This is a genomic window from Pusillimonas sp., from assembly GCF_044464525.1.
Classification (GTDB): Bacteria; Pseudomonadota; Gammaproteobacteria; order Burkholderiales; family Burkholderiaceae_B; genus Pusillimonas.
In genome coordinates this window covers 1-23,507 of sequence record NZ_JBIQLE010000041.1, presented here as the reverse complement: position 1 = coordinate 23,507, position 23,507 = coordinate 1, and the positions used below count along the sequence as shown (strand labels likewise).

Annotated in this window: 18 protein-coding genes; all 18 read left to right on the top strand. The window is 58.0% G+C overall.

Translation table 11 applies throughout. The annotated features are described in order from the left end of the window. The first annotated feature begins 14 nt into the window (after positions 1–14). Entirely contained in the window at positions 15–446 is a 432-nt protein-coding gene (rplK, locus tag ACIY1O_RS16060; protein WP_397476108.1) for a 50S ribosomal protein L11, read from the top strand. A 4-nt stretch (positions 447–450) separates the two neighbouring features. Continuing rightward, positions 451–1,146, top strand: a complete 696-nt coding sequence (gene rplA, locus ACIY1O_RS16055; protein ID WP_397476107.1) for a 50S ribosomal protein L1 — start codon at positions 451–453, stop codon at positions 1,144–1,146. Positions 1,147–1,390: 244 nt separating this feature from the next. Then, entirely contained in the window at positions 1,391–1,915 is a 525-nt protein-coding gene (gene rplJ / locus ACIY1O_RS16050; protein WP_397476106.1) for a 50S ribosomal protein L10, read from the top strand. Between the two features lie 72 nt (positions 1,916–1,987). Further along, positions 1,988–2,368: a 50S ribosomal protein L7/L12 gene (gene rplL / locus ACIY1O_RS16045; protein ID WP_397476105.1), complete on the top strand. Its 381-nt coding sequence runs from the start codon at positions 1,988–1,990 to the stop codon at positions 2,366–2,368. A 158-nt stretch (positions 2,369–2,526) separates the two neighbouring features. Continuing rightward, positions 2,527–6,639 carry a DNA-directed RNA polymerase subunit beta gene (rpoB, locus tag ACIY1O_RS16040; protein WP_397476104.1) on the top strand — a complete coding sequence of 1,371 codons (4,113 nt, stop codon included), beginning with the start codon at positions 2,527–2,529 and terminating at the stop codon, positions 6,637–6,639. Then, positions 6,639–10,895 (top strand): DNA-directed RNA polymerase subunit beta', encoded by a 4,257-nt coding sequence (gene rpoC, locus ACIY1O_RS16035; protein WP_397476103.1) that lies wholly within the window; start codon positions 6,639–6,641, stop codon positions 10,893–10,895. Before rpoB ends, rpoC begins: the two co-directional genes overlap by 1 nt. Before the next feature lie 221 nt (positions 10,896–11,116). After that, complete coding sequence (locus tag ACIY1O_RS16030) at positions 11,117–13,237, top strand: hydantoinase/oxoprolinase family protein (RefSeq protein WP_397476102.1); 2,121 nt, start codon at positions 11,117–11,119, stop codon at positions 13,235–13,237. An 8-nt stretch (positions 13,238–13,245) separates the two neighbouring features. Then, positions 13,246–15,063, top strand: coding sequence for a hydantoinase B/oxoprolinase family protein (locus ACIY1O_RS16025; protein ID WP_397476101.1), 1,818 nt, complete (start codon positions 13,246–13,248; stop codon positions 15,061–15,063). Beyond that, the gene (locus ACIY1O_RS16020) at positions 15,060–15,350 is read left to right on the top strand and encodes an acetone carboxylase subunit gamma (RefSeq protein ID WP_397476100.1); all 291 of its coding nucleotides are present in this window, start codon (positions 15,060–15,062) and stop codon (positions 15,348–15,350) included. Before ACIY1O_RS16025 ends, ACIY1O_RS16020 begins: the two co-directional genes overlap by 4 nt. A 131-nt stretch (positions 15,351–15,481) precedes the next feature. Continuing rightward, on the top strand, positions 15,482–16,168 hold the full coding sequence (locus ACIY1O_RS16015; RefSeq protein WP_397476099.1) for an isochorismatase family protein: 687 nt from the start codon (positions 15,482–15,484) through the stop codon (positions 16,166–16,168). An 86-nt stretch (positions 16,169–16,254) separates the two neighbouring features. Beyond that, entirely contained in the window at positions 16,255–17,241 is a 987-nt protein-coding gene (locus ACIY1O_RS16010) for a BMP family protein (protein ID WP_397476098.1), read from the top strand. Between the two features lie 14 nt (positions 17,242–17,255). Further along, positions 17,256–18,776: an ABC transporter ATP-binding protein gene (locus tag ACIY1O_RS16005; RefSeq protein ID WP_397476097.1), complete on the top strand. Its 1,521-nt coding sequence runs from the start codon at positions 17,256–17,258 to the stop codon at positions 18,774–18,776. Beyond that, entirely contained in the window at positions 18,773–19,840 is a 1,068-nt protein-coding gene (locus tag ACIY1O_RS16000) for an ABC transporter permease (RefSeq protein WP_397476096.1), read from the top strand. Before ACIY1O_RS16005 ends, ACIY1O_RS16000 begins: the two co-directional genes overlap by 4 nt. Further along, positions 19,840–20,775 (top strand): ABC transporter permease, encoded by a 936-nt coding sequence (locus ACIY1O_RS15995; protein WP_397476095.1) that lies wholly within the window; start codon positions 19,840–19,842, stop codon positions 20,773–20,775. Before ACIY1O_RS16000 ends, ACIY1O_RS15995 begins: the two co-directional genes overlap by 1 nt. Positions 20,776–20,831: 56 nt before the next feature. Next, positions 20,832–21,293 carry a MarR family winged helix-turn-helix transcriptional regulator gene (locus tag ACIY1O_RS15990; RefSeq protein ID WP_397476094.1) on the top strand — a complete coding sequence of 154 codons (462 nt, stop codon included), beginning with the start codon at positions 20,832–20,834 and terminating at the stop codon, positions 21,291–21,293. A gap of 377 nt (positions 21,294–21,670) precedes the next feature. Further along, positions 21,671–22,048, top strand: a complete 378-nt coding sequence (gene rpsL / locus ACIY1O_RS15985; protein WP_026067970.1) for a 30S ribosomal protein S12 — start codon at positions 21,671–21,673, stop codon at positions 22,046–22,048. Between the two features lie 138 nt (positions 22,049–22,186). Further along, a complete protein-coding gene (gene rpsG, locus ACIY1O_RS15980) occupies positions 22,187–22,657 on the top strand; it encodes a 30S ribosomal protein S7 (protein WP_397476093.1) in 471 nt (156 codons plus the stop codon). Positions 22,658–22,675: 18 nt separating this feature from the next. Further along, positions 22,676–23,507: GTP-binding protein (locus ACIY1O_RS15975; RefSeq protein ID WP_397476092.1), on the top strand; the 832-nt coding region annotated here is incomplete at its 3' end.

Below are 23,507 nucleotides of genomic sequence, written 5' to 3'. Positions count from 1 at the left end.
GCAAGGAGCAAAGCATGGCGAAGAAAATCGTCGGCTTTATCAAGCTGCAAGTACCAGCTGGTAAGGCAAATCCATCCCCCCCGATTGGCCCGGCTCTGGGTCAGCGCGGCCTGAACATCATGGAGTTCTGCAAGGCGTTCAACGCCCAGACCCAAGGCATGGAGCCTGGTCTGCCGATTCCGGTGGTGATTACCGCCTACGCCGACAAGAGCTTCACCTTCATCATGAAGACGCCTCCGGCGGCCATTCTTATCAAGAAGGCCTCGGGTATTCAGAAGGGTTCGGCTCGCCCGAACTCAGACAAGGTGGGCACGCTTACCCGCGCCCAGGCCGAAGAAATCGCCAAAACCAAGTCGCCTGATCTCACTGCATCCGATCTTGACGCCGCAGTGCGCACGATCGCTGGCAGCGCCCGCAGCATGGGCATCACGGTCGAGGGGGTGTAACCACATGGCCAAGCTAGGTAAACGCGCCGCCGCGATCCAGGCGAAAATCGATCGCACCAAATTCTATCCCGTCGCCGAAGCACTGGCGCTGGTCAAGGAAACCGCCACCGCCAAATTCGATGAGTCCATCGACGTGGCCGTGCAATTGGGTATCGACCCCAAGAAATCCGACCAGCTCGTGCGCGGTTCCGTCGTTCTGCCTGCCGGCACCGGTAAGTCTGTGCGTGTGGCTGTCTTCGCCCAAGGCGAAAAAGCCGACGCCGCCAAAGAGGCCGGCGCCGACATCGTAGGTTTTGAAGACCTGGCCGACAGCATCAAGGCCGGCAATCTCGACTTCGACGTCGTCATCGCCTCGCCGGATGCCATGCGTGTCGTGGGCGCCCTGGGTCAAGTGTTGGGTCCTCGCGGCCTCATGCCCAACCCCAAGGTTGGAACCGTTACCCCCGACGTCGTCACCGCCGTCAAGAACGCCAAGGCTGGTCAGGTGCAGTATCGCACCGACAAGGCCGGCATCATTCATGCAACCATTGGACGCGCCTCTTTCGGCGTTGAGCAGCTTCAAGAGAACCTGACTGCTCTGGTCGATGCTTTGAACAAAGCCCGCCCAACGACGTCCAAGGGTATATACCTGCGCAAGCTTGCCGTGTCGTCCACCATGGGCGGCGGCGCTCGCGTCGAAATAGCTTCGCTGGCGGTTTAATCAACTGCCGGCATATTGAACTTTGGGCTGCATCAGGGCTTGCCCTGATGTTGCTGTCAAAGACCGCTGGAGCCCCCAGCCACCCCAGGGTGGGCAAGGACTTAATCGCCAGGCTGTTTCTTGGCCTGCATCCAGCGCAGACGGCGCCCATGGAAGATTTCTTTATCAAGAACTCGACCAGGTGCGCCGCATTCGGTAGACACAAGAGACCCTCTCTCGTGTCGTTAGATGGAGTGTTCAAACCGTGAGTCTCAATCGTGAAGAGAAAGCGGTCGTAATTGAGGAAGTCTCCGCAGAGCTTGCGAAGGCCCAGTCAATTATTATCGCCGAGTACCGTGGTCTGGACGTCGCTGCCGTCACCGTATTGCGCAAACAAGCGCGTGAGTCGGGTGTGTATCTGCGTGTTCTTAAGAACACGCTGGTGCGCCGAGCTGTCGCTGATACGCCTTTCGAGGCGCTATCCGCAAAAATGTTTGGTCCGCTTATGTATGCGATCAGCGAAGACCCAGTTTCGGCCGCCAAGGTACTTGCCAGTTTCGCGAAAACCAACGATAAGCTCGTTATCACCGGCGGGGCCTTGCCCGATAACGCCCTCGATAGCGAAGGCGTGAAGGCTTTGGCCACCATGCCGTCTCGCGAAGAGCTGTTGGCGAAACTGATGGGCACCATGCAGGCACCCGTTACGCAGTTTGTGCGTACGCTCAACGAAGTTCCCACCAAGTTCGTTCGTGGCCTTGCCGCCGTGCGCGATCAAAAGGAAGCTGCGTAAGCGCTTTCGGAACTCGTCGAAAGACAGAGCGATACCCAACCCTGGCATTTATACCTATTTGGAGTTCTAAAAATGGCATTAAGCAAAGCAGAAATCCTGGACGCCGTCGCTAATCTGACCGTCCTCGAATTGTCCGAACTGATTACGGACATGGAAGAAAAGTTCGGTGTGTCGGCTGCCGCCGCCGCTGTCGCCGTCGCTGCTCCGGCAGCCGGTGGCGCCGCTGCCGCCGCCGAAGAAAAGACCGAGTTTGATCTCGTTCTGGCCGAAGTCGGCGCCAACAAGGTCAGCGTCATCAAGGCCGTTCGTGAAATTACCGGCCTGGGCCTGAAAGAAGCCAAAGACCTCGTTGACGGTGCACCTAAGGCCGTCAAGGAAGCGATGTCCAAAGCTGATGCCGAAGAAGCACAGAAGAAGCTTGAAGAAGCCGGCGCTAAAGTCGAGCTTAAGTAAGCTTATTGACGCCTGCCCGGGAAGGTTTTGGCCTTCCCGGGCTTTTGCGTCTCCAGAAAACCCGTATTTGAACGTTTAGAAATCAAGCCGGGTTCTCTGGAGTCGTAAGCCAGGGCCGTGGTTGACGGCCCATGTAACCCCCTCGAGTCGGAGTGCTCATGCCTTATTCGTATACCGAAAAAAAGCGCATACGTAAGAGCTTCGCCAAGCGTGAAGACGTCCAAGACGTACCTTACCTTTTGGCGACTCAACTGCAATCGTTCTCAACTTTTCTGCAGTCAGATACAACCCCATCAAAACGCAAGGAAGAAGGCCTTCAAGCCGCCTTTACCTCGATTTTTCCAATAGTAAGCCATAACCAAATGGCCCGCTTGGAGTTCGTCAGCTACGTGCTGGGCGACCCGGTATTCGACGTTAAAGAATGCCAGATGCGCGGCCTTACCTATGCCTCGCCATTACGCGCCAAAGTGCGCTTGGTGCTGATGGACCGCGAGGTAAGCAAGCCCACCATCAAAGAAGTCAAAGAGCAGGAAGTATACATGGGCGAAATGCCGCTCATGACCAATACGGGCTCGTTTGTCATCAACGGTACCGAGCGCGTCATTGTGTCGCAACTGCACCGTTCGCCCGGCGTGTTCTTCGAGCATGATCGTGGTAAAACACACAGCTCGGGCAAGCTGCTGTTCTCGGCCCGCGTCATTCCCTACCGCGGTTCGTGGCTTGATTTCGAGTTCGACCCGAAAGACATCTTGTTCTTCCGCGTCGACCGTCGTCGCAAGATGCCGGTAACCATCCTGCTCAAGGCCATCGGCATGACGTCCGAGGCCATCCTGGCGCATTTCTTCGATTTCGATAACCTCGAGATGCAAGCCGAAGGCGCCATGCTCGAGTTCGTGGCCGAGCGCTGGAAGGGCGAGGTCGCCCGCTTTGACATCACTGATCGTGAAGGCAAAGTCCTTGTCGAAAAAGACAAGCGCATCAATGCCAAGCACTTGCGCGACATTGCCGCCGCCAACATCGAGCACGTGTCCGTACCCGAAGATTTTCTTCTGGGCCAGGTGCTCGCCAAGAATCTCGTCAACCCCGAGACAGGCGAAGTCATTGCCAACGCCAACGATGAAATCACCGAGTCTATCCTTGCCGATATCCGCGATGCCAACATTCGCGATATCCAGACGCTTTACACCAACGACCTGGACCGTGGCTCGTACATTTCGCAAACCCTGCGCACTGACGAAACCGCCGACCAGATGGCCGCGCGTATTGCCATTTATCGCATGATGCGCCCCGGCGAGCCTCCAACCGAGGAGGCCGTCGAAGCCCTGTTCCAGCGTCTGTTCTACAACGAAGACACCTACGATCTTTCGCGTGTCGGCCGTATGAAGGTCAATCGCCGCCTGGGCCGGGGCGATGACATGACGGGCGCGCTCACACTTACCGACGAAGACATCCTCGACACCATCAAGGTGCTGGTCGAGCTGCGTAACGGCCGAGGCCAGATCGACGACATCGATCACCTGGGCAACCGCCGCGTGCGCTGCGTGGGCGAGTTGGCCGAGAACCAGTTCCGCGCCGGCCTGGTACGTGTCGAGCGTGCTGTAAGAGAACGTCTGGGCCAGGCCGAGACCGAAAATCTCATGCCGCACGACCTGATCAACTCCAAGCCCATTTCCGCGGCCATCAAAGAGTTCTTCGGTTCGAGCCAGCTTTCCCAGTTCATGGATCAAACCAACCCGCTGTCGGAAATCACCCACAAGCGCCGTGTATCGGCTCTTGGGCCGGGTGGACTCACCCGCGAGCGTGCGGGCTTCGAGGTGCGCGACGTGCACCCCACCCACTATGGTCGGGTCTGCCCCATCGAGACACCTGAAGGCCCGAACATCGGCCTGATCAACTCGATGGCGCTGTATGCGCGCCTGAACGAATTCGGCTTCCTTGAAACGCCGTATCGCAAGATTGTCGACGGCAAAGTCAGCGAGCAGATCGACTACCTGTCGGCTATCGAGGAAAGCAACTACGTTATCGCCCAGGCCAACGCGACACTCGATGCAGAAGGCCGTTTCGTCGACGACCTGATTGCTTGCCGCGAGGCCGGCGAAACCATGCTGACCGCGCCCGATAACATTCAGTACATGGACGTGGCGCCGTCGCAGATCGTGTCGGTTGCAGCTTCGCTGATCCCCTTCCTCGAGCACGACGATGCCAACCGCGCCCTGATGGGCGCCAACATGCAGCGCCAGGCCGTGCCTTGCCTGCGGCCCGAAAAGCCGCTGGTCGGAACCGGCATCGAGCGTACCGTGGCGGTCGACTCAGGTACGACGGTACAGGCTATTCGTGGCGGCATTGTCGACCACGTCGATGCCGACCGCATCGTTATCCGTGTCAACGATGACGAGAACGTCGCCGGCGAAGTGGGCGTAGATATCTACAACCTCATCAAGTACACGCGTTCCAACCAGAACACCAATATCAACCAGCGTCCCATCGTCAAGCGCGGCGATCATGTTGCGCGCGGCGACGTGTTGGCCGACGGCGCATCGACCGACCTGGGTGAGCTGGCTTTGGGCCAGAACATGCTGGTCGCCTTCATGCCCTGGAATGGCTACAACTTCGAAGACTCGATTCTCATCTCCGAAAAAGTGGTGGCCGACGATCGCTACACTTCGGTTCACATCGAAGAACTGACCGTCGTGGCTCGCGACACCAAGCTGGGCGCGGAAGAAATCACGCGTGACATCAGCAACCTGGCCGAAACCCAGCTCAACCGGCTGGACGATTCGGGCATTGTGTACATCGGCGCTGAAGTACGTGCCGACGACGTACTGGTGGGCAAGGTGACGCCCAAGGGCGAAACCCAGCTTACCCCCGAAGAGAAGCTGCTGCGCGCCATCTTTGGCGAAAAGGCTTCCGACGTCAAAGACACCTCGCTGCGCGTGCCTTCGGGCATGGTCGGCACCGTCATCGACGTACAGGTCTTCACCCGCGAAGGCATCGAGCGCGACAAGCGCGCCCAGTCCATCATCGACGATGAACTGCGCCGCTATCGCCAAGATCTCAACGACCAGCTTCGCATCGTCGAGAACGACACCTTCGACCGCATCAGCAAGTTCCTGGTCGGCAAGACCGTCAACGGCGGCCCGCGCAAGCTCGCCAAGGGCACGGCGATTGCACGTGAATACCTTGACGATCTCGACCGCTGGCAGTGGTTCGACATCCGGCTGGCCGACGAGGCTCATGCGGTTGTGCTTGAGCAAGCCAAAGAGTCGCTCGAACACAAGCGTCATCAGTTCGACCTGGCTTTCGAAGAGAAGCGCAAGAAGCTTACTCAAGGCGACGAGCTGCCCCCCGGCGTGCTCAAGATGATCAAGGTCTATCTGGCCGTCAAACGCCGCCTGCAGCCAGGCGACAAGATGGCCGGCCGTCATGGAAACAAGGGCGTCGTGTCGCGCATCACCCCGGTCGAGGACATGCCTCATATGGCCGACGGCACTCCCGCCGACATTGTTCTGAACCCGTTGGGTGTTCCCTCGCGGATGAACGTCGGGCAGGTGCTCGAGGTTCACCTGGGTTGGGCCGCCAAAGGCCTGGGCCAACGCGTCGCCGACATGCTCAAGGATGAACAGGGCGTGCAAGTGAAGCAGCTGCGCACCTATCTGCAGAAGGTGTATAACGCCGGCGGTGGCTCTGCCCACCTTGAAGACCTTTCCGACGAGGAAATCGTCGAAATGGCCCGGAACCTGAAAGAGGGCATGCCAGTTGCTACGCCAGTGTTCGACGGTGCAACCGAAGAAGAAATCGGTGAAATCCTCGAGATGGCCTATCCGGACGAAGAGGCCGAGAAGCTCCGGCTTACCTCGGGACGCACTCAGGCCTGGCTGTATGACGGCCGCACCGGTGAGCAATTCGAGCGTCCGGTCACGGTCGGTTACATGCACTATCTCAAGTTGCATCACCTGGTCGACGACAAGATGCATGCCCGTTCCACCGGCCCGTACTCGCTCGTCACGCAGCAGCCTCTGGGCGGCAAGGCCCAGTTTGGCGGCCAGCGTTTCGGCGAGATGGAAGTCTGGGCGCTGGAAGCCTATGGCGCGTCGTACACGCTGCAGGAGATGCTCACGGTCAAGTCCGACGACATCGCCGGTCGCACCAAGGTGTACGAGAACATCGTCAAAGGCGACCACGTCATCGATGCAGGCATGCCCGAGTCTTTCAACGTCCTTGTCAAAGAAATTCGATCTTTGTCGCTAGACATGGATTTGGAGCGTAAATAATGAAAGCGCTACTCGACCTTTTCAAACAAGTCTCGCAAGACGAGCAATTCGATGCCATCAAGATCGGCATCGCTTCGCCGGAGAAGGTGCGCTCTTGGTCTTACGGAGAAGTCCGCAAGCCCGAGACCATCAACTACCGCACGTTCAAACCCGAGCGTGACGGTCTGTTCTGCGCCAAAATCTTCGGCCCCATCAAAGACTATGAATGTCTTTGCGGCAAGTACAAACGGCTCAAGCACCGTGGTGTCATCTGCGAAAAATGCGGCGTCGAGGTTACTGTCGCCAAAGTACGCCGCGAGCGCATGGCCCATATTGAGCTGGCCAGCCCCGTTGCGCATATCTGGTTCCTGAAGAGCCTGCCCTCTCGTCTGGGCATGGTGCTCGACATGACCCTGCGCGACATCGAACGCGTGCTGTATTTTGAAGCATGGTGCGTGATCGAGCCGGGCATGACTCCGCTAAAGCGTGGTCAGATCATGTCCGACGACGACTTCCTGGCAAAAACCGAAGAGTACGGCGACGACTTCCACGCCCTGATGGGCGCCGAAGCCGTCCGCGAGCTTCTGCGCACTATCGATATCGATCGCGAGGTCGAGACCCTGCGCGCCGAGCTCAAGGCCACCGGCTCCGACGCCAAGATCAAGAAGATCTCCAAGCGCCTGAAGGTGCTCGAGGGCTTCCAGAAGTCGGGCATCAAGCCCGACTGGATGATCATGGAAGTGCTGCCGGTGCTGCCGCCTGATCTGCGTCCACTCGTGCCGCTTGACGGCGGGCGTTTCGCCACGTCCGATCTGAACGACCTGTACCGCCGCGTCATCAACCGCAACAATCGCCTCAAGCGCCTGCTCGAGCTCAAGGCTCCGGACATCATCCTGCGCAACGAAAAGCGCATGCTGCAAGAGTCGGTTGACTCACTGCTCGATAACGGACGCCGTGGCAAGGCCATGACGGGCGCCAATAAGCGTCAGCTCAAGTCGCTGGCCGACATGATCAAGGGCAAGAGCGGCCGTTTCCGCCAGAACCTGTTGGGCAAGCGCGTCGACTACTCCGGCCGTTCGGTCATTGTGGTGGGTCCGCAGCTCAAGCTGCACCAGTGCGGCCTGCCCAAGCTGATGGCCCTCGAGCTGTTCAAGCCCTTCATTTTCAACCGTCTCGAAATGATGGGCCTGGCCACCACCATCAAGGCGGCCAAGAAGCTGGTCGAAAGCCAAGAGCCGATCGTCTGGGATATTCTCGAAGAAGTCATTCGCGAACACCCGGTCATGCTCAACCGTGCGCCAACCTTGCACCGTTTGGGTATCCAGGCATTCGAGCCGGTGCTTATCGAAGGCAAGGCCATCCAGCTTCATCCGTTGGTTTGCGCGGCGTTTAACGCCGACTTCGACGGTGACCAGATGGCCGTGCACGTACCGCTGTCGCTCGAAGCGCAGCTTGAGGCCCGCACCTTGATGCTGGCTTCGAACAACGTGCTGTTCCCCGCCAACGGCGAGCCCTCCATTGTGCCGTCGCAAGACATCGTGCTGGGCCTGTACTACGCCACTCGCGAGCGCATCAACGGCAAGGGCGAAGGAATGTTTTGCGCCGACCTGGCCGAGGTGCAGCGCGCCTACGACAATGGCGAAGTCGAGCTGCAAACCCGTATCACCGTTCGTCTGAACGAATACGAGAAAGACGCGGCCGACGAGTTCCAGCCCGTGCTCAAGCGTTTTGAGACTACGGTTGGCCGTGCGTTGCTGTCCGAAATCCTTCCTCAAGGGCTGCCGTTCTCTTCATTGAACCGGGCGCTCAAGAAGAAGGAAATCTCACGCCTGATCAACCAGTCGTTCCGTCGTTGCGGCCTGCGCGCCACGGTTATCTTTGCCGACAAGCTGATGCAGTCGGGCTTCCGTCTGGCTACGCGCGGCGGTATCTCCATTGCCATGAGCGATATGCTGGTGCCGTCGGTCAAGGAAGAAATCCTCGCCCAGGCCAGCCAAGAGGTCAAAGAGATCGACAAGCAGTACTCGTCCGGTCTGGTCACCTCCCAGGAGCGCTACAACAACGTGGTCGACATCTGGGGCAAGGCAGGCGACAAGGTGGGTCGCTCGATGATGGAACAGCTTTCCACTGAACCCGTGATCGATCGTCATGGCAAAGAAGCTCGCCAAGAGTCGTTCAACTCCATCTACATGATGGCCGATTCGGGCGCCCGGGGTTCCGCCGCCCAGATCCGTCAGCTGGCCGGTATGCGTGGCCTGATGGCCAAGCCTGATGGCTCCATCATTGAAACGCCCATTACCGCCAACTTCCGCGAGGGCTTGAACGTACTGCAGTACTTTATTTCGACCCACGGGGCTCGTAAGGGTCTGGCCGACACCGCGCTTAAAACCGCGAACTCGGGCTACCTCACGCGCCGCTTGGTCGACGTAACCCAAGACCTGGTCATCACCGAGGTCGACTGCGGCACCAGCCATGGCTACACCATGAAGGCTTTGGTCGAAGGCGGCGAAGTTATCGAACCGCTGCGCGACCGCATTCTGGGCCGCGTTACCGCCAGCGATATCGTTAATCCAGAAAATCAGGAAACGGCAGTCGCCGCCGGCACATTGCTGGACGAAGACCTGGTCGAGTACATCGACGACCTGGGCGTGGACGAAGTCAAGATCCGTACGCCGCTTACCTGCGAAACCCGTCACGGCTTGTGCGCGCATTGCTATGGCCGAGACTTGGGCCGCGGCGCAATGGTCAGCCAAGGCGAAGCGGTGGGCGTCATCGCGGCGCAATCCATCGGCGAGCCCGGCACGCAGCTTACAATGCGTACCTTCCACATCGGTGGCGCGGCTTCGCGCGCAGCGATGGCAAGCTCGGTGGAAACCAAATCGGCGGGTACGGTTGGTTTCGAGTTGACGATGCGCTACGTAACCAACGCCCAGGGCGCCAAGGTTGCCATTTCGCGTTCGGGCGAAATCGTGGTCTTTGACGACAGCCGGCGCGAGCGTGAACGCCACAAGATTCCCTACGGCGCCACTATTACCGTCAGCGACGGCGACGTCGTCAAGGCCGGCCAGCGTCTTGCTACATGGGACCCTCTTACCCGTCCCATTGTTTCCGAGTACATGGGCCAGGTTCGCTTCGAAAACATCGAAGAGGGCGTTACCGTTGCCAGGCAACTTGACGAGATCACCGGTTTGTCCACATTGGTGGTGATCACGCCCAAGACCCGCACCGGCAAGGTCATGATGCGTCCGCAGATCAAACTGATCAACGAGGCGGGCGAAGAGGTCAAAATCGCCGGCACCGAGCACCCTGTCAACATTTCGTTCCCGGTCGGCGCGCTGATCACGGTGCGAGACGGCCAGCAGGTGTCGGTCGGTGAGATTCTTGCGCGTATTCCACAAGAGTCTCAGAAAACCCGCGATATCACCGGCGGTCTGCCCCGCGTGGCCGAACTGTTCGAGGCCCGTTCGCCCAAGGATGCCGGCACTTTGGCCGACGTCACCGGCACGGTCTCGTTTGGCAAGGACACCAAGGGCAAACAACGCCTGGTCATCACCGACCTTGACGGCGTCAGCCACGAAACCCTGATTCCCAAAGAGAAACAGGTTCTGGTGCACGACGGCCAGGTGGTGAACAAGGGTGAAATGATTGTTGATGGCCCGCCCGACCCGCACGACATCTTGCGCTTGCAGGGTATCGAACGCCTGGCCAACTACGTGGTCAACGAAGTGCAAGACGTATACCGCTTGCAGGGCGTGAAGATCAACGACAAGCACATCGAAGTGATCGTGCGGCAGATGCTGCGTCGCGTCAACATTGTTGACGCAGGCGACACCAGCTTCATCACCGGCGAGCAGGTCGAACGCTCCGAGTTGTTCAACGAAAACGACCGCATGGAAGCCGATGGCAAGCTGCCCGCCACGTACGACAACGTACTGCTGGGCATCACCAAGGCGTCTTTGTCCACCGACTCGTTCATCTCGGCGGCATCCTTCCAGGAAACCACCCGGGTCCTGACCGAAGCGGCAATCATGGGCAAGCGCGACGACCTTCGCGGCCTGAAGGAAAACGTCATCGTCGGCCGGCTTATCCCTGCCGGTACCGGCATGTCGTATCACAAGGCCCGCAAAGAGAAAGAGCGTTTCGAAGCGGCCGAACGCGAAGCAGCGCGTGCACTGGCCAACCCTTTCGAGGATACGCCGCCAACGGCCGAAGCCCATGTCACTCATGATGGATCGAGCGACGAAGTGGCAGGTTCGCCTGACAGCGCAGAGCAGTAAGAAACTCAGGCGCAAGAGCGCCTGGCTTTCGTCGTAATAAACCGCGGAGCAGCAATGCTCCGCGGTTTTTTTGTGGTGCGCCCAGCATGAACTGATCCCTTGTAACGATCCTAGGATAAACCCTTGCTCCTTCAAAAAACTATTGGTGTTTGAAAAAACAGCTGTTATAAAAGCTATAAATACACCTGTAATTACACTTAAAGCAGGAGGCAAGAGGCGGCATGGATGGAGGACAAACACGTAAGTACGTGATCGCCACGGATGTGGGCGGAACGTGTACTGACACAGTGGTTTTTGCGGCCGGCGAACCGATTCGTATCGGCAAGGCGTTATCCACGCCGCCAGATTACGCGACCGGAATCTTTGATTCCATCCGTTCGGCGGCCGACTCGATGGGAGAAGAGGTCGAAAGCCTTTTAGCCCAGACTTATCTCTTTGTGCATGGATCAACAGTAGTCGACAATACGATCCTGACACGCGACGGCGCCAAGGTTGGCTTGCTGACGACGGAAGGTTTTGAAGATACCATCCTCGTCACTCGTGGCGCTTACGGGCGTTGGGGCGGTCTGACTGAAGACCGCATCAAACATATCGTCAAGACCGAACGTGCCGCCCCCTTGGTAGAAGCCGACCTTATCCATGGCATCGGCGAACGTGTCGATGCAACAGGTGAAGTCATTCGTGAGCTCGACGAGGCCGAGGTCGAAACGGCTTTGCGCTATCTGGTTGAAGAAAAGGGTGCCGAAGCCATTGCAGTATCTCTGCTTTGGTCGTTCGCCAACCCCATCAACGAGCAAACCATCAAGAAGGTTGCCGCACGCGTCGCGCCAAAAGCCTACTGCACCTTGTCTTCCGAGATCGCTCCGTTACCCGGTGAGTACGAGCGCACTTCGACTGCGGTGATTAATGCCTATTGTGGGGGCATTACGCAAAGCTACCTCACTGATCTGCACGGCAAACTCTCGGCTACTGATTACCGTGGACAAACCATGGTAATGCAAGGATACGGCGGCCTGTTGCCGGCAGGCGAAGCAGGCGACCGCTCGGTTGGCATGCTTGAATGCGGACCGGCTGCCGGGGTCATCGGCAGTAAATCCTTAGGGCTGTTGCTCGACCAGCCCGACGTGATCGCTGTTGACATGGGTGGTACCACCTTCAAAGTAAGTGTCATTCAGGACGGCGAGATTGAATATGCACGCGAACCAATGGTGGATCGTTTCCATTACTCGGCTCCCAAGATCGAAGTCGTGTCGATTGGCGCTGGTGGTGGTTCAATCGTCAGCATTGATGAGGTCACCGGCGAACCGCGCGTTGGCCCCCGCTCGGCAGGTTCGCGCCCAGGTCCCATTTGCTACGGGCTAGGCGGAAAAGAGCCCACCTTGACCGACGTGTTCATGCTGATCGGCTACATGGACCCAAACACCTTTCTGGGTGGCTCGATGAAGTTGGATGTGACGCCGGCTCGCCGCATCTTCGAAGAGAAAATCGCGCGTCCTTTGGGCATGAGCGTGGAAGAAGCCGCGATTGGCATATATCGCTTGGCTTCGGCACAAATTACGGACCTCATCCGTGAGATCACCGTTGAACGCGGCCTTGATCCGCGCGACTTCGTGATGCATTCGTTTGGTGGCTCATGCGGCATGCTCTCGACCATGTTCGGCGCCGAGCTGGGAGTGCGCAAGATAGTTGTTCCCTATACCGCATCCGTTAACTGTGCCTTTGGCTTGGTATCGGCGGATATCGTCCATCAATATTCGGCAACGCGCACGCTGCCTGCTTCAGCTCCTGCTGCAGACATCAACGCTATTTACGAGCCCATGATCGAACAGGGTCGCCAACAACTGCGCGAAGAAGGTTTTAGCGACGATGAAATGCGCTTTGAGTGGTCTGTCGATCTGCGATATGCCCGCCAGGTTCACGAGCTTACAACTTTGGTGCGCGCCCAGACGCCCTTGACCGATGAAGGGTTGAGCCAACTGTTGAACGATTTCGAAGCCTTGTACGAACGCAAGTTCGGTAAAGGTTCTGCCTACCGCGAAGCCGGTATTGAAATGAAGCTGTTCCGGCTGAAGGCGGAGGGCTTGCTGAAAAAACCCGAAGTTCCCACCGTGCCGATTGCTGGTCCTGATGCAAGCGGCGCACTGATCGGCAAGCGCAACATCTTTGTCGAACAGGCCGGCGGACTGGCCCCGGCAGATATTTACGATTTTGAAAAACTGTCGCCGGGCAACCGTTTTTCCGGTCCGGCGGTCATCCACACGCCGATCACGACAATTGTGCTGCAAGCGGGTCAGCGTGCGAGCGTCGACGAGTATCGCAACGTCATTGTCGAATTCGAGTGAGGTCAAGCATGGATCCAATTACCTATTCCATCATTCGCCACCGCTTGTTCCGGGTCGTCGAAGAGGCTGTTATCACGCTCAAGCACGTATCGGGCACGGCCATTACCAACGAAGGCCACGACCTGATGGTCAGCCTGTATCGCGCCGATGGCTCGCTGCTTATGGGCGGCGTAGGTTTTCTTCATCATCTGACTAGTGCCGCCGAGGCCTGCAGGGCCGTTATCCGGCGCTTCGAAGGCCAGATTGAGGAAGGCGATGTCTACATGTTGAACGATCCGTACACGGCGGCGCTGCACACTTCGGACGTTTACATGCTTGCTCCCATTCATCATGAAGGCAAGCTGGTCGCATGGAGCGCATGCTTCGTTCACGTGTCCGATATTGGCGCGATGAACCCGGGTGGGTTCGCCCCGGATGCCAAAGATATCTACAGCGAAGGCTTCAGCAGCCCAGGCATCAAACTGATCAGTCGTGGCGAATTGCGACAGGACATCTGGGACACATTCCTGAACATGGTGCGCAGCCCCGAAATGGTTGCGCTCGACCTGCGCTCTTTGATTGCCTGCAACAACGTCGCAGGCCAGCGTATGCTGGCACTGATCGACAAGTATGGCGCAGAAGCCGTGGACCATGTCGGCCGCACGCTGATCGAACAATCCGAACAGCTGTTACGTCAGCGCCTGCGCGAACTGCCCGATGGGCAGTGGCAGTCGCGCCAGTATATTGATGTCAAGGGCGAGACGGCAAAAGTGGTCTTGACCATGACCAAGCGCGACGACTCCCTGACGTTCGACTTTACCGGCTCAAGTCCGCAGTCGGTCTACAGTGTCAACTGCACCAAGTGGGCGGCGCTGGGCGGTTTGTTCGCGCCATTATTCCCATTGCTTTGCTACGACATCACCTGGAACCAGGGTGCGGTTGAGCCCATCACCATGATCGCGCCCGAAGGCAGCATTGTTAATTGCACCCGCCCTGCGCCTGTCTCGGTGGCAACCGTGGGCGCCATCCAGTCGGTCAACAACGCCGCTTGCTCGGCGATAGGTAAGATGTTGGCCGCCAGCGAGAAATACAAAGACGAAGCGACGGCCGTATGGCACGCCAACCACTTTGCCGTGTTCATGTTCGGTCGTACTCGCGAAGGTCGTCTTGCGATCGACACGCTCACCGAGACCTTTGCCGGCGCGGGTGGCGCCAAGACCTACGGCGATGGTGTCGACATCGGCGGCGAAATGCCCAATCCAATTTCGCGCATGGCCAACGTCGAAACTGTGGAAGGCGCTTTCCCTATCCGTTATCTGTTCCGTCGCCGGATGCTCGATTCCGGTGGGGCTGGCCGGTATCGCGGGGGCGTCGGAGGCGAGATCGCCATTGTTCCGCATGGTAGCCCCGACGGCGGCATTAACTTCGTTTTGTCAGGCAAAGGCTCAAAGTTCCCCATGAGCGACGGCCTTGCCGGCGGCGTGTCGGGTGCTGCCAACGACTATGTGTTGTATCGCGGCCCGGCCGAAGGAACTGGATCGCCGCGGCTCGAGACCGATGCTGCGTCGTTGTCGGGTACGTCCGAGCCCATCAGTTGGGGCGTATTCCCGCTGGGCCGGCACGATGCGTTCTATCTGCGTTGGAATGGTGGCGGCGGTGTGGGTGACCCCTTGCTGCGCCCTGTCTCCGATATTGCCAACGATGTTGCAACCCGAAGAGTTTCCCTGGAAGCTGCCGAAGGCGTGTACGGCGTGGTGTTCAGCAATGGACAGCCTGACGACGCCGCCACGCAGGCTCGGCGTGAACAAATGAGGGCTGAGCGCCTGAATGTAGGAGTGCACGCATGACAAGCAGAATTTCTCCCACCTTGGTCCGGCGAGATGACGAAGGCGGCCATGTCGTCTGCTGCGCAGAATGTGGTCACGCCCTAACCTCTCCTGAAGATGAAACCCATTGGAAGGATCGTGCTGTGCTGAAGACCGTTCCGGTCAATCAGCAGCCGGGCTGGTCTTCATCAGTGCACCCCGATCTTGTACTACGCCAGTTTGCCTGCAATGAATGCGGGCATCTGCTGGACAGCGAGGTTGCCCTGCCAGAAGACCCCTTTCTTTATGACGTTGTTGAGGCGAAATAACGGGCAGGACGCCTGAATCTGAAGGTCTACGACGTGCGCAAAGTAGGTGAGGAAGTGCAGGTCCTGCTTTAACCGAGAGGTAATAGCAGTAAGTTTGACGTTACTTAGTTGTTTTTCTTCTGGTGGTGAAAATGCATAACATACAAATTCGGCAAGAGATTCTTGACCGGCTCATGGCCCGCCGTGGTCGTATCAATTTCTACGAGAAAATCGATCCTTCGCGTACGGCGCTGGTAGTCATCGACATGCAGAACACCTTCTGCGCGCCCGGGTCGCCGGCCGAAGTGGCGACATCAAGGGGCATTGTGCCGAATATCAACGCCCTTACTGCGAAGTTGCGCAAAGACGGTGTGCCCGTCATCTGGGTGCTGCATGCCAATACTCAGCACAAAGGGCGCAGCGACTGGGAACTGTTTTATAACCATGTGGTCTCCGGCGAAGTGCGCACGCGCACACTTGAGCACAATTCACCCGAGAACCAGGCGGTGTACTCCGAGCTGGAAACCAGTGATGAAGACATCGTCATCATCAAGAACCGTTACAGCGCCCTCACAGCGGGCTCGTCGTCGCTTGAGCGCGTGCTGCGCAGCATGGGCATAGATTCGGTGTTGATCGCCGGCACCAAGACCAACGTCTGTTGCGAGTCCACCGCGCGTGACGCCATGATGATGGATTTCAAAGTGACCATGCTTTCCGATTGTTGTGCCGCGTTGTCCGACGAGGAACACCGTGCGGCACTAGAGAACATTATTCAGCAGTTTGGAAACGTCCTGACTAGTCATGAAGCCCTCGAAATGATGCACAGTTACAAGCAGTAGAGCTTGTCGCGGGCCCTGAATCCCGCAAGACGGTTCCTCCGTCGCAGCAACGCAGCATTGAAATAACACCGTTCTAGGAGACAAATATGCTTCGCCGATTGCTTTGCACACTTTGCCTGGCGATTCTGCCATTTACGATGCATGCGCAAGACAAGTCCAACCTCAAGGTGGCCTTGATCTTGCCAGGCTCGGTGACAGACGGCACTTTCAACAGTGCCGCTGCCGCTGGTATCAAAAAGGCCCAGGAGAAGTACCCGGGAATTCAGGTGTCCATCCGCGAAAATACGGACGCCGCTCAGGCTCAAGAGGCGCTGACCTCGTATGCGCATGACGGCTACGATGTCGTCATAGCACATGGCTTCCAGTTTGCCGATCCCGCAAAGCGGATACACAAGCGCTTTCCCGATACCTGGTTCATCGTGAACACTACAAAGGTAGCTGCTGAGCCTAACTTGGCGTCGTTTGACAACCGCTGGGGCGATGCCGGTTATATGGCCGGCGCTGTGGCGGCGTTAATGAGCAAGTCGGGCAAAATCGCGAACGTGCCTGCTATACCGGTGCCTACCATCCAGGAGTACGACGAAGGGTTCAAGAACGGCAGCAAGCACATCAACCCCGACATCGAAGTGATGTCCGCTTACGTAGGCTCGTTCTCCGACATCGCTAAAGCCAAAGAGATCACGACCAGCATGATTGACAGCGGTGCAGATGTGGTCTCTGGCATTGGCAACGAAAACGTGCTGGGAACCTTGCAGGCGGCCAAAGAGAAGGGCGCGTTGATGATCGGTACAGCTTTTGATTCGGCTGCGCTGGCTCCAGACACCATCGTCACCACCGCCTTGATCAACTTTGATGTGAATATCGACATGGCCATCGGAAAGATCATCGATGGCTCGATTGAGCCCAAGAACTATTTGCTGGGCCTCAACGAAGACGGCATTGGTCTTGCTCCGCTGCGTAACTTCGAAGACAAATTGTCAGAGAAGGACAAGGCGGCGATCAAGGAAATCCAGGACGGCATACGGGCCGGCACGATCAAGGATCTGCCCGAAATCCGTGAGAAAGCCTCTTGATCCGGAGCTGAGTCATGGCTGAAGCGGCTCTGCTGCAGCTCGACGCCATCACCAAACGATTCGGCAGCCTGGTGGCCAACGACAACGTGAGCTTTGACGTTGGCCCAGGCGAAGTCATCGGAATCCTGGGTGAAAATGGCGCCGGTAAATCTACGTTGATGAACATTATCTCGGGCCTGATTCGGCCCGACGGTGGCGTCATCACGTTCGAGGGGCGACAGGTCAATTTCGATTCGCCCCGCGATGCCGCCGAGGCAGGCATTGGCATGGTGCATCAGCATTTCAAGCTGGTGGGCGCCTTAACGGTGGCCGAAAATCTCGCGCTGGGCGATCCGCGCTGGGGCCGTCGGGCGGTACTTCGTTTTGACGACCTTCGATCCACTATTTCGTCCCTCGCCCGGCAACTGGGTGTCGAGGTGGATTTCGATTCCCGGATCGACAGGCTCACGGTAGGGCAGCAGCAGCGCGTCGAAATCATGAAGGTGCTTTCGCGGCGGCCCCGCCTTCTGATACTTGACGAACCCACGGCCGTGCTTTCCCAAGAAGAGCGGCCGGCCTTGTTTCGGTTGGTGGCCGAGCTGGCGGCACAAGGTACATCGGTCATTATCATCAGCCATAAGCTCGAAGACATACTGGATAGTTGCCGACGAGTCGTAGTGATGCGGCACGGCCGGGTGGTCAGCGTTTCGGAGGTGGGTGGTAAAAGCCGCGAAGACCTTATTCGTCTTCTCGTCGGCGACGACCTGCCCACACTGCGTCCGAAGGAACAGCCGAACGGCGTGGGGCAATGCCTGTTGAAGACGTCCGGCATTGGTGTCAGGCGACCCAACGGCACCACCGCATTACAAGATGTCAGCTTCGAACTGCATCGTGGGGAAATTCTGGCGCTGTGCGGTGTCGAGGGCAATGGCCAATCTGAACTTGTACAGGTGGCTGCGGGTTTGCTTAAGCCGGAAAGCGGACACCTGCAATATTGGTTTGACCCTGACAACACGTCGTATCTGGATGCTGCAACTTTGCGTCGTTCGGGTGTTTGTCATATTCCCGAAGATCGGCTCAGGGACGGCGTGCTGGTTGACGCACCGCTGGGCGAAAATTTTCTACTCACTCATCTTGATTCTCAGCGGTTCAATCGAAGCGGATGGCTTCTTCCCGCCGCGGTTGAAGAAGCGGTTGGCGAGGCGGTCAGCACATATTCCGTCAAGACGCCTGGCTTGCGGGCGCGTATGGCTCAGCTATCGGGTGGAAATCAGCAGAAGCTGGTCCTGGCGCGCGAGCTGGCAGACGATCCCAGCCTGATAATCGCGGCGCATCCCACTCGCGGACTTGACGTCAAGACGATCGCCTTCATCAACAATCGCCTGTTGGCGCGTCGATCAGCCGGCGCGGGCGTATTGCTGGCGTCGGCAGACCTGGCCGAAGTCTGGCAAGTGGCGGATCGCATTATGGTTTTGTCTGCGGGGCGTTTGCACGGCCCTGTGGCTATTTCAGCAACAAGCATTCAGGAAGTTGGCCGGTGGATGACGCAAAGATGACAGCCGGCCCTACACTTTTTGCCGGCACTGTTCCCAGTACGGACGGGCGCTGGTATTTGTGGTGGGCGGCTCTGGTAATTGTCGTAATCACAGCTTTGATTCCGGCGGCTTTCATTGTGGCCGCCGGCAAGGATCCTGTTGCTGCTTATAAGGCGTTGCTGGTCTATACCCTGGCGACGTCCCATGGCTTTTACGAGGTTCTGACACAAAGCATTCCGCTGGCGCTGGTCGGCCTGGGCGTTGTCGTGGCGTTTAGAGCGGGCGTGTTCAATATCGGGGGCGACGGCCAGTTTCTTCTGGGCGCCATGGCGGCTTTTATTTTCGCGCCTTGGTTCGCCGATCTGCCTCAGCCGGCGGGCTTGCTGCTGTATCTGTTGTTCGGGTTTATTGGCGGTGGATTGCTGGGCGTATTGGTGGGATGGCTGCTCGTGCGCTTTCGAGCCAGCGAAATCATTTCCACCATCGTGTTGAACTTCATTGTTTTGCAATTGCTCAGTTGGGCGATTCGTGGCCCACTGCAGGAGCCGGCGCGCCTGATGCCCTGGAGCAAGTACCTGCCCGAATCCCTGTTGCTGCCCAATCTCATTGCCGGTACGAGGGTGCATTACGGTTTGGTGGTGGCGCTGGTGGTTCTGGTCGTGCTGGCGGTGGTCGTCAAGAAAACAGCGTTTGGCTTCAAGCTGACGACCGTCGGGCGCAATCCTTCAGCTGCGCGGTATGCGGGCATGCGCGAAAAAAGAGTCATTGTGTGGGCCATGCTGATCAGCGCGGGCCTGGCGGGCCTGGCCGGAGCGGTGCAGGTCGCCGGCATTCACGAGCGATTGCAGGACAATTTCTCGGCGGGATACGGCCAGGCGGCCATTGCTATCGCCCTGATGGCTAGACTGTCGCCGATCTGGGTGGCGCCGATGGCCATTCTGTTCGCTATTTTCTACGTCGGCGCGGGCGTGCTGCAGCGCGAGGCCAATATTCCGTTCCCCATTGTCTACATTATCGAAGGCGTGGTGATTCTGGGCTTTCTGTGCTTCGATGCCATTTCCAGCCGACGGAAGGAGAGCGTCTGATGGATCTCTTGATAGCCGGGCTGGCGGCGGCCGGCATTCGCCTTAGCATTTCTATCGCGTTTGCTGCCCTGGGTGAGACCGTCGCGCAACGTGCGGGCGTCATGAATGTCGGGCTTGAGGGCATAATGCTGTTCAGCGCCTTCCTGGCTGCTGCGGGGGCGGTATATACAGGCACGCCGTGGGGCGGGGTCGCGCTAGCCGTACTGGGTGGACTTGTGCTGGCTTCGATACATGGCGCTGTCTCCATTTATCTGTGTGCCAATCAAATCGTTTCCGGCCTGGCGCTGGTCTTTCTGGGAGCTGGGCTCTCGGGTGTAGGGTACCGCCTTACCATCGGTGGCGCTCCAGTCATGATTCCGTCGTTTCCGGCTGTTAATTTTGGGCCGCTGCGCGACATACCGTTTATTGGGCCAGTATTTTTCAGTCATACTGTACTGGTTTATGTCGCCGTGGCACTGGCCTTTGTGTTGTATTGGATGCTTGGGCGCACCGGACGCGGCCTTGAGTTGCGAGCATCGGGCGAAAACCCACATGCCGCCGATGCCGCCGGTATTGACGTCAATCGCTATCGTTTGGCGGCCGTGCTCTTCGGGGGCGCCATGGCCGGGATGGGCGGTGCGTTCCTGGTCCTGGCTCAAGTCAATGCGTTCGTAGAAGGAATGGTCGCCGGCCGGGGCTTCATCGCCATCGCCTGCGTGGTCTTCGGTGGTTGGAATCCGTTGGGGGTTCTGGTGGCCTGCCTGGGGTTCGGTCTGGCAGATGCGCTGCAGATCAGGCTTCAAACCTGGTATTCGGGGGTACCATACCAGTTCTTTGTCATGATGCCTTATGTCGTGGCCCTGATTGCACTGGTAATATTTGCAAGTCGTTCCGCGGGCCCTGCCGCGCTTGCATTGCCATTCAGATCGTTGCGTGCGCGCCGAGGCGTCGCATGAGACGGGCCGCCGCGGCCCAACTCGCAGACCAACCTCTCAACCCGTCAAAATTACACATGTCTACAACTCTAGACCTTGAGCCCCCACACCTGAAGCTTGATCAGAACATCGCTTTTCAGATGGCGTCGATCATCTTTCGTATGGAGCAGGATCTTCGCAATTTCACCTTGCGCAAGCTCGACATCACATACATCCATTTTCGGGTGCTGCAGTATTTGCTCGAAGAGGACGGCAAGAACATCAGCGAGATAGCGCGTGCAACTGCGGTCAGACCCGCTGTGCTTAGCCGGGTAGTAAGCCAGATGGCAGAGCGCGGCCTCGTCGAGCGTGGCGACGACCCGAACGACAACCGCTCGACCCGTGTCTACTTGACGGACCACGGCCGCAGCAAATATACCCAGGCATGGCCGGATGCCTATCGCATCATTCAGCATGCTTTCGAGGTTCTCTCTGACGACGAGCGCGAGATGCTGGAAATGTCCCTCAAACGGGTGGCGGATCATGTGTGCCGATTCTGATACAGATACGTTCATGCAGCAGGCATTGACCTGCGAGCTTTCCCTATGCTAATATGGCCAGCTAACCGTAAAAACCACCTTTGCCTATTTGTAGTGGCTGCCCGCGCTTTGCAGTGGCAGGGCCGCAATATCAAGACCAAAGGGCGATCAACATAAAGGCGATCAAAGTTTTACGGTTGTTGCAATACCCCGCTCTTTACATATTTTTCTGTGGATAGGCGGTTATTGCGACCGCCTAAGTTGTTTTTAACGTTCTGCAACGCGTACCAGCGTCCAAGAATAATAAACGCCTAGGCGAAATTGGTACGTAGTTCATTAGCACGTTCAATACGCGCCCATTGCCCGGGCGCGTAACATTCACAGGATGCGTAAAGGTTATGCCAACCATTAGTCAACTCGTGCGCAAGCCGCGCGAAGTCAGCCGCGCCAGCAGCAAGAGCCCCGCGCTCGAAAACTGCCCTCAGCGCCGTGGTGTCTGCACTCGTGTGTACACCACCACCCCCAAGAAGCCGAACTCCGCTTTGCGTAAGGTCGCCAAGGTGCGCCTGACCAACGGCTTCGAAGTCATCTCCTACATCGGCGGCGAAGGCCACAACCTGCAAGAGCACTCGGTCGTACTGGTGCGCGGCGGTCGTGTCAAGGATCTGCCCGGTGTTCGCTACCACATCGTTCGTGGTTCGCTCGACTTGCAAGGCGTCAAAGACCGCAAGCAGGCGCGTTCCAAGTACGGCGCCAAGCGTCCCAAGAAAGCTTAAATTTATTCTGGCTGGTTCGCCCAGTCGTATCAGTGCAGCCAGGGGTTCGTCCCATGGCATGTAAGTGATCATTCAAATGAATGATCGTGACCGTGCAAAGCGCACGGTTCAACTGAACTGTCACAAGGAAGTTATAAAATGCCACGTCGTCGCGAAGTTCCCAAACGTGAGATTCTCCCTGATCCGAAGTTCGGCAGCGTAGAGCTTGCCAAATTCATGAACGTAGTCATGTTGTCCGGTAAAAAGGCCGTCGCAGAGCGCATCATCTACGGCGCCTTTGATCACATTCAGGCTAAAACTGGCAAAGAGCCCATCGAAGTGTTCAACACCGCGATCAACAACATCAAGCCCATGGTCGAAGTAAAAAGCCGTCGGGTCGGCGGCGCCAACTATCAGGTGCCGGTCGAAGTGCGCCCTGTGCGCCGCCTGGCCCTGGCCATGCGCTGGCTGCGTGAAGCCGCCAAGAAGCGTGGCGAAAAGTCGATGGATTTGCGCCTGGCCGGCGAGTTGCTTGACGCATCCGAAGGACGTGGCGGAGCAATGAAAAAACGCGAAGACACGCACAAAATGGCCGAAGCCAACAAGGCCTTCAGCCATTTCCGTTGGTAATCTAAGGACTTACAAATCATGGCCCGCAAAACCCCCATCGAGCGCTACCGCAACATCGGTATCTCTGCCCACATCGACGCAGGGAAAACCACCACCACCGAGCGCATCCTGTTTTATACCGGCATCAACCACAAAATTGGCGAAACCCACGAGGGTTCAGCCACGATGGATTGGATGGAGCAGGAACAAGAGCGTGGCATCACCATCACCTCGGCTGCCACCACGGCGTTCTGGCGCGGTATGGCGGGCGATCGCCCCGAGCACCGCATCAATATCATCGACACCCCGGGACACGTCGACTTCACCATCGAAGTCGAGCGCTCCATGCGCGTGCTTGATGGCGCCTGCATGGTGTACTGCGCGGTGGGCGGTGTGCAGCCCCAGTCCGAAACCGTATGGCGCCAAGCCAACAAGTATGGCGTGCCCCGTCTTGCATTCATCAACAAGATGGACCGCACCGGCGCCAACTTCTTCAAGGTTTACGACCAGCTCAAGTTGCGCCTGAAGGCCAACCCCGTGCCTATCGTCATCCCCATCGGCGCTGAAGAAAACTTCAAGGGCGTGGTCGACCTGGTCAAGATGCGCGGCATCGTCTGGGACGAGGCTTCTCACGGCACCAAGTTCGACTACATCGAGATTCCTGCCGAGCTTCAGGCTTCGGCCGAAGAGTGGCGCGAGAAGCTCGTCGAGTCGGCCGCCGAGGCCAACGAAGAACTCATGAACAAGTATCTTGAGTCCGGCGAGCTTTCCGAAGACGAGATCAACCTGGGCCTGCGCCTGCGTACCATCGCCGGTGAAATCCAGCCGATGCTGTGCGGCACCGCCTTCAAGAACAAGGGCGTGCAGCGCA